The following is a 15,835-nucleotide window of genomic DNA, read 5'->3' on the forward strand; positions in this document are numbered from 1 at the left end:
TGAGCCTGCCGCGGGACCGCCGGCGGATGTGATGTGGATCACATGGGCGAGGTGTCACGGACGGGCGGAGTCGTTTGTCCCATGGGCGTCAACCGGCCTCCGCATGGGAGCCGGACGGGAAACGACCGCAGGAGTGAGAAGCGATGAGCACCACCCAGCGCAGCATCGGGCACCGCGTCGTCGTGGTGGGCGGCGGCTACACCGGCATGCTGGCGGCGATCCGGCTGGCCCACCGCACCCGCCGAGCCGATGTGCGGATCACACTCGTCAACCCCTCGCCGCGCTTCGTCGAACGGCTGCGGCTGCACCAGACCGCGGCCGGGCAGCGGTTGGCCGAGCACCGCATCCCCGATCTGCTGGCCGGGACCGGTGTGACCTTTGTGCAGGGCACGGCGACCGCTTTGGACCCCGAGCGCCGCGTCGTGGTGCTGGACGAGGGCGCGGCCCGGCTGGACTACGACACCCTGGTGTACGCGCTGGGCAGCACGACCGACGTCAGCCGGGTCCCCGGCGCCGACCTGCATGCCTTCACCCTCGACGGCCCGCGATCCGCCGGTCTCACCGCCCGGTTGCGGCAGGTCGCCGCGGACGGCGGAACCGTGGCGGTATGCGGCGGCGGACTGACCGCCGTCGAGGCCGCGACCGAGATCGCCGAGACCCACCCCGGCGCTCAGGTCACGCTGATCAGCCGCGGCGAGCCCGCCGCGATGATGGGAGCCAAGGCCCGGGCCCACATGCACCGGGCCCTGGACCGTCTCGGCGTCACCGTGCGTACGGGGGCAGGGGTGGCCAAAGTGCTGCCCGACGGCGTCGAACTGGACGACGGCGAAGTCGTCGCCGTGGACGCGTGCCTGTGGACCACCGGCGTGAAGGTCCCGCCGCTCGCCGCCGACGCCGGTATCGCGGTGGACGAGCGCGGTCTGATCCTGGTGGACGCGACCCTGCGGTCGATCTCGCATCCCGAGATCCACGCGATCGGCGACGCGGCGGCGGTCCACATGCCCTGGGGGCTGATCCACGGGACCTGCCAGAGCGGGCTGCCCACCGCCCAGTACACCGCCGACACCATCGCTCGGCTGGTGCGCGGCAAGCCGGTCAAGCCGTTCCGGTTCGGCTACTTTCACCAGCCGGTCAGCCTCGGCCGCCGTGACGCGGTCATCCAGTTCACCCACGCCGACGACACCCCCGGCCGCTGGTACCTCACCGGCCGGCTCGCCGTCGCGTACAAGGAGATGATCAGCAGCAGCCCCCTCACGACGTACCGCCTCAGCAAGCGGATGAACGTCACCACGATCGTCTCGAAGGGCGGCCGCGCCACCCGCACACGTGAGATGCGGTGATGATGATGGGGAACCCCGAACCGGACCCCTACCTGGAGCATCGGCGGCTGCTGTTCGCCACCGCCTACCGCATGCTCGGCAGCGTCGCCGACGCCGAGGACGTCCTTCAGGACGCCTGGCTGAGCTGGAACGCCGCCGATCGCACCGAGATCCGCAACCCGCGGGCCTACCTGGTGCGCACGGTCACCAACCTGGCGCTGAACCGGCTCACCTCCGCCCGCGCCACCCGCGAGACCTATGTCGGCCCCTGGCTGCCCGAGCCGTTGCTGACCTCCCCGGACACCGCCCAGGAGACCGAGTTGGCCGACACCGTGTCCACCGCCATGCTGGTGATACTGGAAACCCTCAGCCCCGCCGAACGCGCGGTGTTCGTCCTGCGCGAGGTCTTCGGCTACACCCACGCCGAGATCGCCGAGGCCCTCGACCGGCCCGAACCCGCCGTCCGCCAGATCGCCCGCCGTGCCCGCGCCCACGTCCACGCCCGCCGCCCCCGCTTCGACACCGACCCCGGCCAGCGCGAGAAGCTCACCACGCAGTTCATCGCGGCCTGCTCGGGCGGCGACCTGAACGCCGTCATGCGGCTCCTCGCCCCGGACGTCACCGTCTGGTCCGACGGTGGCGGCAAGGTCTCCGCCGCCCGCCGTCCCCTGCACGGCCCCGACCACGTCGCCCGCTGGTTCCTCGGCGTCCTCGCCAAGCCCGTCTCCGCCGGCGTCGCCCTGCGGCCGGCCACCATCAACGGCGAACTCGGCATCCTGGTCACCGTCGGCGACCAACCTGTCGGCGCCCTGACCTACGACCTGGTCGAGAACCGCATCCAGAACCTGCGCTTGCAAATCAACCCGGACAAACTCACCGGCCTGCGCCCCGACACCGATCTCGCCGGCCCATAGGAAGCGCGGTGGACGGCGTCGCGGTGCTCGGGCGTCGAAGGATCATTCGCTGTAGAGGTCGGCGAGATCGATCAAATGCACGTCGTCCCTCCGCCCCGCTTCCGCGAGCAGGTCAGCCGCGAAGCCCGATTCGCTGAAGACCGCGTACTGCGCGGCCGAGACATCGATTTTGCTGATGGAGCGCATGCGGTCTCTGATCTTCTCGAGTCGTCGCAGGTCTTGTCCACTACGCGGCTCCGCGGTGCACTCGGCCTCGCCGACCTCTTCATGCTTCGCGCGTCGCGCCCCAGCGCGGCGGCGATCTTGCCGGGTTTGGTCACGCCCTGGGCGATCTGCCGGAGCACTCCCTGGTAGAGAGCTCGATGGGTGATCCGGGGGTCCTCCCGCAGCAGTCGGTCATGCTCCTGGAACAGCATGGACGCTGGGTTGAGCACAGTCGCGATCACCCACTCGTCCAGGTCGCTCGGAGAGTGGAATCCCGAGGTGGGATGCACGGCTTCGGACAGCATCCGATAACCGGGCACTCCTCCCACGATGGCGTGCAGTCGCAGGGCTGTGGGGCGATGCGTGGCGTTCCAGAACCGGGCGGCGACACGGTGGTCGAAAGGCCGGATGAGTCTGCTCAGCGCTGCTCTTCCGTACAGCGGCTTGTCACCGGCGAGCAGGTTGGCCATCAGGGAGAAGGCGGACCCGCACAGCACGATGCGGACGGTGCCATGCCGGTCGCGTTTGTATCGATCGAAGGTGTTCTGGATGTAGGACGACAGGGCAGGTGTTCCGGAGACCAGGTACGAGTACTCGTCGATCACCATGAGCGCCGGCCTGCCGGTCTCAACGGAACGCCGGGTCATCTGCTCCACGGCGGCCTCGATCGCGGAGCTTCCAGTCCTCGAACCTCAGCGGCACGGCCAGGCCGAGCTACTCGGCCAAAGATGAGGCGAAACTGTCCAGTGCCGTACGCGGATCATCCTCCGCGGCCACGTGATAAAGCCCGCTGTACCGCCTGGCCAGGTGGTCGAGGAGAAAGCTCGTGGGACCGGTCAGTCGAACGTCAGCTCGGTCGTACGGCGGGGCATCAGCAGCAGCGCGGCGACGCTGAGCACGGCCACGACGACGAGCGCGATGAAGATGTGGTGGACGGCGTCGTAGAGCGCGCCCCGGACGAAGGAGGCGGTGGCCGAGTGCGCCGCCGCGCCCTGGGCCCTCAGCACCAGGCTCGTGGCGTCGAGGCTGTCCGGCAGCCGTCCAGCGACGTCGGCGGGCGGGTGGGCGAAGCGGTCCGACAGCGTCGCGTTGGAGATGGCGCCGAGCACCGCGGCCCCGACCGTGCTGCCGATCGAGCGGCAGAACATGTTCGTCGCGGTGACCACGCCGCGGCGTTCCCAGCCGACGACCGACTGCACGGCGACCATCGTGGGGCTGGCCGAAAGCCCGAGGCCGACGCCGACGACGAAACAGGCGGCCGCGACCTGCCAGACCATCGCGTCCTGCCCGAGCAGCGCGCACAGCACGGTGCCGGCCACCACCACGACGATGCCGATCAGCGCGGTGTCGCGGAATCCGATGCGCATGTAGAAGCGGCCGGAGAACGTCGCCGCGAGGGGCCAGCCGACGGTGAGGGCGGCCAGGGCGAAGCCCGCCACCAGCGCGCCGGTGCCCAGCACCCCCTGCGCGTACGTCGGGACGTACGAGGTGAGCCCGATGGTGAGGGCGCCGATGCCGAGGGAGGTCAGGTTGCCGCCGGTCAGCGTGCGGCGGCGGAACACCCACAGGGGCAGCACCGGCTCGGCCGCGCGGCGCTCCACGAGCGCGAAGGCGACGATCAGGAGGAGGCCCGCCGCGAAGATCAGCAGGCTGGGCGCCGAGTTCCAGTCCCAGGCGACGCCGCCCTCCAGCAGGCCGAGGATGAGCAGCGAAGAGCCGCCGGTGAGCAGCGCGGCGCCCGTGTAGTCGATCCGGTGGGAGCCCCGCTTCACCTGCTCCTTGAAGCGCCGGGCGAGCATCCAGGCGGCCACCGCGCCGAGCGGCAGGTTGATGAAGAAAATCCAGCGCCAGGAGACGTACTCGGAGAACACGCCGCCGAGCGTCGGGCCGACCACCGCCGAGATGCCCCACACGCTGGCGAGGTAGCCCTGGACGCGGGCCCGCTCCTCGACCGTGTACAGGTCGCCCGCCATCGTCATGCTGATCGGCTGCACCGCCCCGGCCCCGATGCCCTGGATCGCGCGGAAGGCGATCAGCGCCGGCATGCTCCAGGCCACCCCGCACAGCACCGACCCGAGCAGGAACGCCCCGATGCCGAAGAACATCACCGGCTTGCGCCCGAACACGTCGGCGAGCTTGCCGTAGATGGGCACGGTCACGGCCTGCGTGAGCAGGTAGATCGAAAACAGCCAGGGGAACTGGGAGAACCCGCCGAGGTCGCTGACGACGGAGGGCACCGCCGTGGCGATGATCGTGCTGTCCAGCGCCACCAGAGCCGTGCAGAGCATGATGGCGGCGAGCACGGGACCGCGTTCCGACCGTAGCCCGATGCCTTTCGATGTCGTCGTGGTGGTCGACTTCGTGGTCACGTGTGGGGCTCCCCTGTCCGGCGTGCACGTACACGGGACCCGCCCGCCCGAAGGCGGGAGGGTCCCGGAACAGGGCAACCGTGGCACCGCCCCGGACATTCCGGGCGGTATGGCGATTTCAGATGAGTACGTGCGGCTCGGGGTTGCCGGCGAAGCAGAACTGGGCGTTGCGGGTCAGCTTGTAGTCGGCCGCCTGCCAGGTGTGGGCGGTGGCGTCCGAGCCGCGCATGTAGATGAAGTTGTACCGGTCGGCCGAGTAGATCCGGACGCCCTCCTCCTTGCAGCGCCGCACGAGACGGGTGTCCTCGCCCGCGTTGACCGCCTCGAACGGGAACGCCCGCAGCAGGTCGGTCTTGGCCAGGATTGTCGCCCCCTGGATGAGGTGGGCGTAGCGGTGCTCCAGCCCGGGCAGGCGGAAGATCGTGACGTTCTGGTCCGGGAAGTACGTGTAGTGGGCGCCCTTGCCGACCATCTCGGCGTCGGCGTAGTCGAAGGCGCGGACCAGGTCCGACAGGTAGTGCTCGCCGTAGATGTTGTCGTCGTCCATCTTGGAGATCAGCTCGCCCTCGGCGTGGGCGATGCCGTGGTTGAGCACCTCGCCCAGCGTCCAGGACGGGTCGGCGGTCAGCACCTTCACGGCCGGGATGCCCGCCGCGAGGGCCTTGTCGCGCACCACCGCCGGGTCCTCCGACAGGCCGTGCATCACCAGCACGAGCTCCAGGTTGCGGTGCCGCTGCCTGGCCACCTGGCTGATCGCGTGTTCGAGCTGGCCGGCCCGGTTGGTCGGCAGCACCACGGAGATCGACCGCGACCGCGCGACGACCGGCAGGCCGAGGTCGGTGAGGATCTGGTCGACGCGGTGGGAGAACAGGTGCTTGTCGAACACCTCGCGCATCGCCAGATGGCCCTGACGCGCCCGCAGCTCCGGGCTGTTGATCAGGTAGATCGCCCGGTTGTACGCCTCCTCCTGCGAGTGCGCGACCGGGATGAGCGGGCCGAACGTCTCCTCGATGGCCCGCGACCACCCCGACAGCACCGTGGTCGAGCAGGCGGACAGCTCGAAGACCCGGCGCGCGCACATGGTCGGCGAGTCGATCACCGAGTTCACGTTCAGGAAGACCTTGTACATCTTGTACGCGGCCAGCATCTGCTCGTACGGCAGCTCGCCCACGATGTGGGGGCGGTACTCCTCCGGCCAGGCGTACTTGTCGGCCACGGAGGCGTTCCTGGCGTAGATGTGCAGGCCGAGCGGGCGCACGGGCGCGAGGATCGTCTCCATCTGCTCGCGCCGTTCGGGGTGCTTGTCGCGGAAGTACATCCCCGCGAAGACCACGTCGTACGGCCGGCCCTGCTTGGTCTGGATCGGGTTGTGGATCCGGGGCTGGGCGGCGAACTGCAGCACGCCGACGCGGTCATGACCCAGCATCTCGCGATATTTCGGGATCATGTCGCCGTCGCACGTGTACACGTAGTCGAACAGCTTGGCCGTGTCGATGAAGAAGTCGAAGTTGGGCGGGTCCTCCTTGTTCCAGAAGACCGTGGGGATGCCCTCCTCGCGGCACCAGGCGATCAGGTCGCGCAGCTCCTGCTTCGGCGCGTTGGTCCCGGTCATCTGGTAGCGCCAGCGGCCCTGGTTGCCGTGCCAGGCCGACTCGCAGAACAGCATCTCCGGCCGCTTCTCCGCGAAGATCTCGCGCCAGTCCTGCAGGCCGAACTCGATCTGGTCCCACTCGTACTTGAACGCCATGCGGGAGAAGTCGTCGAGGATCACCGCGACCCGCAGGTCCGGCCGTACGACCGGGCCATCCGGCCACTTGAGGCCCGGGATCTTGACCTCGGGACCCCGCGCCTCGGCGGCGGCGGCGACCTCGATGGCGGAGGGCGGCGCCTTCGGCGCCTTCTTGCCGTCCTTCATGGCCTTGCTGAGGTCGCGGGGCAGCCGGACGATCTTCTTCGGCTTCGCCGCGTTCGTCAGCACCTGCGCGACCCGGTAGGGCTTCTGGGTCTGGGTGGCCTGGAGCCTCCAGAGGGCGTAGTCGGCACGGGCCTCCTGGTAGGCGAGCCGGTTCTCCAGGTCGCGGATCCGCTGCTCGTACTGCTCGACGTGCTTGCGCTCCTCGGGCAGCCAGTTCACCGGCCCCAGCCGCTGGAAACGCGGGCCTTCCGAAGTCTCAGGAGTCTCGTCGCTCTCAGCCATGCCTCTCCCCCTTACGGACAAGCCATCGTAAAGGGGCTGCAGGGACCTTTGTGCCGATATAGGGGTTTCAATGGGCCGGGCCGGCGGGATCGCTCATGGCGAGGGTGGTCAGCACCGAGCGGAAGCGCTCGACGAGGGGATTCCCGTCGTTCGCCCGCCAGACCATGTGGAGGGTCGTGGAGGTGCCCTCCAGAGGCCGGGCGCGGACGCCGACGCGGCGGAGCGCGCGATGGGAGTCCGACATCACGGCCGCGCCGAAACCGGCCGCGACCAGGGCCAGCACCGTCTGCACGCTCCGGCCCTCCGCGCCGATACGGGGTGTCACGCCGGCGTGGTCGCACAGTGCGATGATCTCGTCGTAGGAGTGCGGGGAGACCTCCCGCGGCCACACGACGAGCGGCACCTGGCCGAGCGCGGTCAGGGGCGCGGCGCCGGCCCCGTGCGCCAGCGGATGCGCCGCGGGCAGGAACAGGCTGAGCGGCTCGCGCCACCAGGAGCGCGCCACCAGACGCGGGTCACGGGTGGGCAGGCGCTGGACGGCGATGTCGAAGCGGCCGTCCAGGACGCCGCCGGACATCTCGGTGTCGTTGAAGCTCTCCACCAGGCGCAGCTCGACGCGGGGCATCTCCCGGCGCAACCGGCCGAGCGCGCCGCCCAGCGGGCCGTTGATCCCCGAGCCGGCGAACGTCACCGTCAGCTGTCCGGCCAGCCCCTCGGCCGCCAGCCGGACGTCGTCCAGCGCGGCCCGCGCCTCGGCCAGGACCGTGGTGGCCCGGGCGACCAGCGCACGGCCCGCCGACGTCGGGACCATCCCCCTGCCCTCGCGTTCGAACAGCGGCGTCCCGAGCCGCCGTTCCAGCTCGTGCACCTGACGGCTGAGCGTCGGCTGCGTCACGTGCAGGCGCCGCGCCGCCGCACTGATGCTCCCCTCCTCGCAGATCGCCACCACGTACTCGAGCAGTCTCAGGTTCATCCATACCTCCGAGGCATAGGAGATGCAGATTCCCACGCCTGCCGAGCGGGACAGGAGGCGGGAGGGGCGAGGCTGGTCGCAGCGGAGAGGCTTCCGCCAGGAAGAAGGAGAACCGATGAACCGCGAAGAGCGCTACGAGTACGGCCTCAAGGTGCTGAACGAGGTCGACGGCGAGGCCGGGCAGCGTGTCGTCGCGTCCCTCGCCGACGTCTCGCCCGAGCTCGGCCACCAGGTGGTGGCGTGGGCGTTCGGCGACATGTACGCCCGCCCCGAGCTGTCACCGCGGGACCGGCAGCTCGTCACCCTCGGCGTCCTGACGGCCCTCGGGGGCTGCGAGATCGAGCTCGACGTGCACCTCAACGCCGCGCTGAACGTAGGACTCACCGCCACCGAGATCGCCGAGGCGCTCCTGCACTCGGCGGTCTACGCGGGCATGCCGAGGGCGGTCAACGCCACGCTGGTGGCGAAGAAGGTCTTCGCCGAGCGCGGTCTTCCCCCCGTCCAGAACCTGTCCTGAGCCCTAGCGCAGGACGCCCTTCGCGGCGGGGGAGAGGTTGTCGCCGCGGAGCCAGGCCTCGATGACGCGGGCGATCCGCGGGCCTGCGGCGCCGTCCCACAGCGGCGGGAGCTCGCCGCTCGGGGTGACCGCGCCGTCCGCGAGCGCCTTGGACGCCGCGGCGGGGAGCGCGGCGGGGGTGACGAGCCGGTTGGTGCCGTGGGTCACGGTGATCGGCCGCTCGGTGTTGGGCCGGACGGTCAGGCAGGGGACGCCCAGCATGGTCGTCTCCTCCTGGACGCCGCCGGAGTCGGTCACCACCAGGGCGGCGCCACGCACCAGGGACAGGAAGTCCACGTAGCCGAGCGGGTCCACGATCTTCAGATGCGGCCGGTCCACGAGACCGGCCTCCGCCAGCCGCTGCCGGCCGCGGGGGTGCAGGGGCACGACGACCGGCACCTGCTCGGCCACCCCGAGCACGGCGTCGACCAGTTCGCGGGCCGCCTCCGGGTCGTCCACGTTCGCCGGGCGGTGCAGCGTGGCCACGGCGTACCTGCCGTCGATCCCGAGGCGCTCCTGGACGGGCGCGGGGTCGAGCTTCGGCAGCGCGGCGAACAGGCTGTCGATCATCGGGTTGCCGACGAGGTGCACCTTCGCCGGGTCCACGCCCTCGTTGGCCAGGTGCGACAGCGCCTCCGGCGAGGTGGCGAACAGCAGGTCCGACAGCGCGTCGGTGACGACCCGGTTGACCTCCTCCGGCATCTCCCGGTCGAAGGAGCGCAGGCCCGCCTCGACGTGCGCGGTCGGCACGTGCAGCTTGGCGCAGACGAGGATCGCCGCGAGCGTCGAGTTCACGTCGCCGTAGACCACCACGAGCGCCGGGCGGTGTTCGAGCACGACGTCCTCCAGCCCCGTGAGCAGGGCGGCCGTCTGCCGGGCGTGGGTCCCGCTGCCGACGCCCAGGTTGGCGATCGGCTCGGGCAGCCCGAGGTCGGCGAAGAACACGTCGGACATCAGCGCGTCGTAGTGCTGGCCCGTGTGGACGATGCCCTGCCGGATCCCGAGCTCGGCCAACCCCCTGACGACCGGGGCCGCCTTGACGAAGTTGGGCCGGGCGCCCAGTACGTGCAGGACGAGGGGATTGTCTCTCATCTACCTCGCCTTTCTTCCGGACCCCTGGTCGTGCTCAAAAGCCATGCCCTACTACGGGCAGCGCGTTTTCGCACTCCCTTGGGCAAACGTTGCCTATGGTACGGTCGCGCCGTGGAAACCGAGGCCAACAAGCCCGCAAAGGCCGTGTCCGCCGCGTCCGCGAAGGCCGGCCTCGGCGGCTTCCTCCGGGGGTTCGCGAGGAACCCGGTCCTCGTCTCCCGGATCTTCGTGAGCAAGGTCAAGTCCGACCCGATGCGGGTCGCCCAGGCCGCCGCCGACGCGATGCCCGCCGGGGTGCGCCCGGTCGTCGGACGCGTCGCCTGGCCCGCGGCCCGGTTCGTCAAGGTCAGGACCCGCAAGATCCTGCAGCGTGCGGCCAAGGGCCCGCTGCGGGACGCCAAGGCCCACTTCGACGCCGGCCGGATGTCCGACGCGGTCAGGGCGCTCCAGCCGCACGCCCGGTGGCCGTTCGTCCGCCGGAGGATGGCCTACTACGAGGGTGAGAAGGCAGCGCTCGGGCCGAACCCGATCCCGCCCAAGCCGAAGATCATCATGGGCGAGCGGGTGCCCGGCCGGGTGCTCCACATGGTCACCAACGCCCTGCCGTACACGCAGGCCGGCTACACCGTGCGCACCCACCGCATCGTCACCGCGCAGAAGGCGGCCGGGCTCGACCCCCACGTCGTGACGAGCTGGGGCTGGCCCATGCTCCAGGGCCACACCGACGCCGAGCCGTACGAGGAGATCGACGGCATCCCCTACTACCGGCTGCTGCCCAAGGACGAGGTGCCGTTCGAGAGCCAGGGGCGGATGATCCGCGGCGCCGCGGACGTCTCCGAGCTGGTCAGGACCCTCCGCCCGCAGGTCCTGCACGCGGCGACCGACCACCGCAACGGCTCGGTCGCGCTCGCCGTGCGCGAGCGGACGAACACGCCCTTCGTGTACGAGGTGCGCGGCTTCCTTGAGGAGACCTGGGTCTCCCGCGACCCCGCCAGGATCGGCAGCGAGCGGCACACGTTGCAGCGTGAGCGCGAGGCGCAGATCATGCGCGAGGCCGACGCGGTCGTCACGCTCGCCGAGACGATGGCCGCCGAGATCGTCGAGCGCGGCGTGCCCAGGGAGCGCATCTTCCTCGCGCCCAACGCCGTGGACGACTCCCTGCTGACGGCCGACTACGACGGCGAGGCGTTCCGCGACCGGTTCGGCATCGGCCGGGACGAGATCGTCGTGGGCTCGGTGTCGAGCATCGTCGCCTACGAGGGCTTCGCCACGCTGCTGAGCGCCGCCGCGCTGCTGCGCGAGGCGGGAACGCCGGTGAAGGTCCTGCTGGTCGGAGACGGGGCCGAGCGGCCCGCGCTGCTCGAACAGGTCGAACGGCTCGGCCTGAAGGAGGCGATCCTGCCCGGCCGGGTGGGCCCGGACGAGGCGTTGCAGGCGCAGGCGGCCATCGACATCTTCGTGTGCCCGCGCGAGGACCTGCGGGTGTGCCGCCTCGTCACCCCGCTGAAGCCGGTCGAGGCGATGGCGCTCGGCAAGCCCGTCGTGCTGAGCGACCTGCCCGCGCTGTCGGAACTCGTCGGCGGCGAGGGCGCCGGTCTGCTCGTGCCGCCCGGCGATCCGGCCGCGCTGGCGAAGGCGCTCGCCGCGCTGCGCGACGATCCGGAGCGCCGGCGCGTCATGGGCGAGGCCGGTAAGGCCGAGGTCGCCGCGCACCGGACCTGGAGCAGCCTGGCCCGCACCTACCAAGGGATCTACCAGTCGTTGACCGAAAGCCGATAAACAGCAGAAAGTCGGATGTGTTGCATCAGGCATGCTTGGTTCCGAGTTGAGATAACCTTTGCCACCATGAAGTGTTGTTTCCGCCCCCAGGTTCCCCCCAAGGCCTCGTCGTGACAGCCTTCGATCTCACGATCATCGGGCTGGGATACGTGGGCATGCCGCTGGCCAAGGAGGCCACGGCGGCGGGCCTGCGGGTGGCTGGTCTGGACGTCGACCCCCGCAAGGTCGAGGCCCTGAACGCCGGCCGCTCCTACATCGACGACCTGACCGACGCCGACCTCGACGCGATGATCAACGGCGGCTTCACGGCCACGCTGGACGCGTCCGTGCTGTCGAGGTCGCGCACGATCGTCATCTGCGTCCCGACGCCGCTGGACGAGGACCACCGTCCGGACCTGTCCGCCGTCGAGGGCGCCACCCGGGCCGTCGCAGAGCACCTCCAGGCGGGCACGCTCGTCGTGCTGGAGTCCACCACGTGGCCCGGCACCACCGACGAGCTGGCGCGGCCGATCCTGGAGCAGTCCGGCCTGGTGGCCGGCGAGGACTTCCACCTGGCGTTCTCGCCGGAGCGGATCGACCCGGGCAACCCCAAGTTCGGCCTGCGCAACACCCCCAAGGTCGTCGGCGGCTTCACCCCCGCCTGCAAGGAGCGGGCCGTCGCCTTCTACTCCCAGTTCGTCGAGCGGGTCGTGCCGGTCAGCGGCACCCGCGAGGCGGAGATGGCCAAGCTGCTGGAGAACACGTACCGGCACGTCAACATCGCCCTCGTCAACGAGATGGCGATCTTCTGCGACGAGCTCGGCGTGAACCTGTGGGAGGCCATCGAGGCGGCCTCCACCAAGCCCTTCGGCTTCCAGAAGTTCCTGCCGGGTCCCGGCGTCGGCGGGCACTGCATCCCCGTCGACCCGTCGTACCTGTCCTACACGGTGCGCAAGCTCGGCTATCCCTTCCGGTTCGTCGAGCTGGCCCAGGAGATCAACGAGCGGATGCCGTCGTACGTGGTGGCCCGCGTGCAGCGCCTGCTCAACCGGGCCCGCAAGCCCGTGAACGGCTCGCGCGTGCTGCTCCTCGGCGTGACGTACAAGCCGGACATCGCCGACGAGCGGGAGACGCCGGCCATCCCCGTGGCCGAGGCGCTCCTGGAGCTCGGCGCCGATCTGTCCTTCTGCGATCCGTACGTGAAGGAGTGGGCGGTCGAGGGCACGCGGATCCCCCGCGAGGAGGACCTGGCCGAGGCCGTGGCCGCCGCCGACGTGGTGGTCCTGCTCCAGCAGCACTCCGCCTTCGACCTCGACGTCGTGGAGGAGCGAGCCCCTCTCGTCCTGGACACTCGCGGCGTGCTGGCCACGAGCGAACGCGTCGAGCGGTTGTAGGAAGGGTTTCGCGCGTGCACGTGCTCGTCATGACGGTGGTGCATCACCCCGAGGACGCCCGGATCCTGCACCGGCAGATTCGGGCGCTCGTCGACGCCGGTCATGAGGTCACGTACGCCGCGCCGTACACCGCGCGGGGGGTCGTGCCGCGTTCGTGGGTGACGGGCGTGGACCTGCCCAGGGCCGCCGAGCGGCGCCGCCTGGCGGCGGTGCGGGCGGCCCGCAAGCTTTTCAAGAGCATGCGCGGCAAGGTCGACCTGGCCCTGATCCACGACCCCGAGCTGCTGTTCGCGGTCGCCGGGGTGCGCGGCCGCCCGCCGGTCGTCTGGGACGTCCACGAGGACACCCCCGCGACGCTGTCGCTCAAGCCGTGGCTGCCGGCGTTCCTGCGTCCGCCGATGCGCTTCCTCGCCCGGCTCCTCGAAACCACCGCCGAGCGCCGGCTGCACCTGCTGCTGGCCGAGGCGGCGTACGCGGGCCGGTTCAAGCAGCAGCACCTCGTGGTGCCGAACGAGACGTGGGTGCCCGACCGGGTCAGCCCGCCCGGCGACGACCGCGTCGTCTACCTCGGCTGGCTGTCGGAGGCCCGGGGCGTCCAGGAGGCCGTCGAGGTGGCCCGCCTGCTCCAGCCGCACCGGGTGGCCGTGGAGCTCATCGGCTACGCAGACCCGCAGAGCCGCCCCCTGCTGAACGAGGCCGTCGCCCAGGGCGTGCTGGAGTGGCGCGACTTCATGCCGAACGACGAGGCGCTCAAGCGGCTCGACGGCGCGCTCGCCGGGCTCTCGCTGCTGCACGACGAGCCCAACTACCGCCACTCGATGCCCACGAAGATCGTGGAGTACATGGCGCACGGCATCCCGGTCATCACCACCCCGTCGCCGCGGGCCGTGGAGCTCGTGGAGCGCTACCAGTGCGGTCTCGTCGTCCCCTGGCAGGACCCCCAGGCGGTGGCGCGGGCGGTGCTCCAGCTCAGGGACAACCCCTTCGAGCGGATCGGCACCGGCGGACGCGGCTACGCGGCCGCGCGGACCCACCACCACTGGCCCAACTCCGCACGCCGGTTCGTCACCCAGTTAGAGGCGTGGGCGGGCGTCAAGAGCTGAACGCGCGATGAACACTGCCGCAGGCGGCTCGTGACGCCGCCGGGCAGTGTGAACATCCGGGTAGTCTGGGCGCGGCAAGATCATTTGAACGACGGGCGGTAGTGTCCTGAAAGTGCGCTGGCTCACTCTGATCCTGGGCGTGGCGATTCTCGCCGGCGTCGCGTCAGTGGTGATCGTTCTCCGTGACGGGAGCACCGGCTCCGGCACCGCCAGCGCCGGGCAGACCGCCCCCTCGACCCCCGTGGTCGGGTCGCCGACGCACAGTGAGTTCACCGACCCCTGCGGGACGTTCGAGACCGCGGCGACCACGCCGTACGCCGTGAGCGGCTACTGGCTGATCCCGACCTCCGATCCCTGCACCTGGCGGCGTCAGCTGGAGGCCATCCACCGCCTCGGCGGCGACACGGTCGTGCGCCTCGGCTTCGGCCTGTCGCCGCGCGAGACCGACGACGAGGGCCAAGTCCTGGAGGCGTCGACCCCCGAGGGGAAGGACCCCAAGCCCGACGCCAGGTACGCCCGCTGCGTCGAGAACGGGCTGTCCTGCATGAAGGCGGCGGAAAAGGAGCTCCAGGCGGCCAACGCGGGCAACAGCATCACGAGGACGTACGTCTACCGCACCGACGAGCGGTTCGGCCCCGGCATCTTCCGCTGCCCGCAGATGGAGCACGAAATCGTCGTGGGGGACGCCGTCTTCTTCCGGCTCATCGCGCCCGAGGACGGCTCCGACGACCCCACCTGCGACTTCACCCGGGAGGGGCGCGGCTACCACCTGATCCTCGTCTCGGCGGGCGCCAAGGACAGCCTCAGCGAGCTGCTCGGCCTCGGCGACCGGTTCGGCATCAAGGTCTTCCCCGCCCTGCCGCTCGCGCCGCGCGACCCCGAGGAGTCGACCCGGGCCGACCCCCGCCACATCGGCACGCTCACCACGCTGACCCGGCGGATCCTGCAGGACTACGGCGACCGCTTCAAGGGCCGCGAGTCGCTGGGCGGCGTCTATCAGCCGTTCGAGCTGCAGCTACGAGACTGGCCCGACCCGAGCAAGGTCCAGACGCTCCAGGTGTACGCCGAGCAGCACCTGATCGTCGAACAGGAACTGCCGGACAAGCCGATCCTCGTGAGCCCGTACATCGACAGCCGCAGACGGGTGAAGTACACCTCCACGCCCAACCAGGTGGCCGAGGGCTTCAAGGCCCTCGCGCGCACCGGAGTGGAGATCATCGCGCCGCAGGACGGCCGGGGCACGGGCAAGGTCGGCCTGTTCTGGCCCAACTGGAAGAACAAGCCGGTGGACGACAGCCTCAAGCCGGTGGTCGGCGAGAGCACGTACGCCACGGCCTACTACGGCGGCACCCGCGACTACTACCGTGCGATGTCGCTGGCCCGCCAGGAGCTGGTCCAGGAGGGCGTCCAGGTGGAGCTGTGGGCCAACGTCGAGGCGTTCGAGCCGTCCACCTCCACCGAGGCCTGCGGCCGTCAGGGCACGCGCGGGCGCACCGACAAGCCCAGGCTGGACACGCAGGTGACGCTCGCCGCGCCGTACGTGTCGAAGATCATCTCGTACATGTGGAGCGACTTCTTCACCTGCGGCTCGCCGTCGCTGTCGGAGGAGATCGCGGCGGACTGGGACCGCCCGATCCCGATCGAGGCGCAGCGGCGCGCGCGGCAGATTCAGGACGGCCTGGAGATCCGCGGCTACTACCTCGACGCGGCCAAGGTCACGCTGAGCTGGCCGGGCCTGGACACGCCGCGGGTCGTCGACTCGGCCACGGTGGGCTGGCACGACACCACGCCGATCCAGGGGCTGCCGGCGGGCACGGAGAAGATCTGGATCCCGGTGGACTGGGCCACGGTCCCCGGCGACGTCTGGATACGGGTGGAGGTCACCTCCGCCGACGGCAGGAAGTCCGCCGAGCCGGTCTACTACCGCAACACCGGCTGACCGTCCCCGGATCGAGC

At 70.6% G+C, this 15,835-nt stretch carries 12 protein-coding genes; 7 read left to right on the plus strand and 5 right to left on the minus strand.

Annotation, left to right across the window (positions count from 1 at the left end; genetic code table 11):
* Nucleotides 1-143 precede the first annotated feature (143 nt).
* Together ABZ860_RS01335 and ABZ860_RS01340 are read left to right on the plus strand one after the other, a co-directional pair.
* Nucleotides 144-1,340 carry an FAD-dependent oxidoreductase gene (locus tag ABZ860_RS01335; RefSeq protein WP_357213381.1) on the plus strand — a complete coding sequence of 399 codons (1,197 nt, stop codon included), beginning with the start codon at nucleotides 144-146 and terminating at the stop codon, nucleotides 1,338-1,340.
* On the plus strand, nucleotides 1,340-2,233 hold the full coding sequence (locus ABZ860_RS01340; RefSeq protein WP_357213384.1) for an RNA polymerase sigma-70 factor: 894 nt from the start codon (nucleotides 1,340-1,342) through the stop codon (nucleotides 2,231-2,233). The genes ABZ860_RS01335 and ABZ860_RS01340 overlap by 1 nt, the downstream gene beginning before the upstream one ends.
* Nucleotides 2,234-2,304: 71 nt before the next feature.
* On the opposite strand, the gene ABZ860_RS01345 is transcribed toward ABZ860_RS01340, so the two are convergent.
* The 4 genes from ABZ860_RS01345 to ABZ860_RS01360 form a co-directional block, all read right to left on the minus strand.
* Nucleotides 2,305-3,093, minus strand: coding sequence for a hypothetical protein (locus ABZ860_RS01345; protein WP_357213386.1), 789 nt, complete (start codon nucleotides 3,091-3,093; stop codon nucleotides 2,305-2,307).
* A 180-nt stretch (nucleotides 3,094-3,273) separates the two neighbouring features.
* Entirely contained in the window at nucleotides 3,274-4,806 is a 1,533-nt protein-coding gene (locus tag ABZ860_RS01350; RefSeq protein WP_357213389.1) for an MDR family MFS transporter, read from the minus strand.
* Nucleotides 4,807-4,924: 118 nt separating this feature from the next.
* Entirely contained in the window at nucleotides 4,925-7,003 is a 2,079-nt protein-coding gene (locus ABZ860_RS01355) for a glycosyltransferase (protein WP_357213392.1), read from the minus strand.
* A 67-nt stretch (nucleotides 7,004-7,070) separates the two neighbouring features.
* Nucleotides 7,071-7,976, minus strand: coding sequence for a LysR family transcriptional regulator (locus ABZ860_RS01360; protein WP_357213395.1), 906 nt, complete (start codon nucleotides 7,974-7,976; stop codon nucleotides 7,071-7,073).
* A gap of 115 nt (nucleotides 7,977-8,091) precedes the next feature.
* On the opposite strand from ABZ860_RS01360, the gene ABZ860_RS01365 reads away from it, so the two are divergent.
* Nucleotides 8,092-8,493: a carboxymuconolactone decarboxylase family protein gene (locus ABZ860_RS01365; protein WP_357213398.1), complete on the plus strand. Its 402-nt coding sequence runs from the start codon at nucleotides 8,092-8,094 to the stop codon at nucleotides 8,491-8,493.
* 3 nt (nucleotides 8,494-8,496) lie between these two features.
* Here ABZ860_RS01365 and wecB read toward each other — a convergent pair whose 3' ends face one another.
* Nucleotides 8,497-9,624, minus strand: a complete 1,128-nt coding sequence (wecB, locus tag ABZ860_RS01370) for a UDP-N-acetylglucosamine 2-epimerase (non-hydrolyzing) (protein WP_357213401.1) — start codon at nucleotides 9,622-9,624, stop codon at nucleotides 8,497-8,499.
* A gap of 111 nt (nucleotides 9,625-9,735) precedes the next feature.
* On the opposite strand from wecB, the gene ABZ860_RS01375 reads away from it, so the two are divergent.
* The 4 genes from ABZ860_RS01375 (at nucleotide 9,736) to ABZ860_RS01390 (ending at nucleotide 15,818) form a co-directional block, all read left to right on the plus strand.
* On the plus strand, nucleotides 9,736-11,403 hold the full coding sequence (locus ABZ860_RS01375) for a glycosyltransferase family 4 protein (protein ID WP_357213404.1): 1,668 nt from the start codon (nucleotides 9,736-9,738) through the stop codon (nucleotides 11,401-11,403).
* Between the two features lie 110 nt (nucleotides 11,404-11,513).
* Nucleotides 11,514-12,776, plus strand: coding sequence for a nucleotide sugar dehydrogenase (locus ABZ860_RS01380; protein WP_357213407.1), 1,263 nt, complete (start codon nucleotides 11,514-11,516; stop codon nucleotides 12,774-12,776).
* Nucleotides 12,777-12,790: 14 nt separating this feature from the next.
* Nucleotides 12,791-13,879, plus strand: coding sequence for a glycosyltransferase (locus ABZ860_RS01385; protein ID WP_357213410.1), 1,089 nt, complete (start codon nucleotides 12,791-12,793; stop codon nucleotides 13,877-13,879).
* Nucleotides 13,880-13,991: 112 nt separating this feature from the next.
* Complete coding sequence (locus tag ABZ860_RS01390; protein ID WP_357213413.1) at nucleotides 13,992-15,818, plus strand: DUF4434 domain-containing protein; 1,827 nt, start codon at nucleotides 13,992-13,994, stop codon at nucleotides 15,816-15,818.
* The last annotated feature ends 17 nt before the right edge of the window (nucleotides 15,819-15,835 follow it).

The sequence above is a fragment of the Microbispora sp. NPDC046973 genome, assembly GCF_040644495.1.
Lineage (GTDB): Bacteria > Actinomycetota > Actinomycetes > Streptosporangiales > Streptosporangiaceae > Microbispora.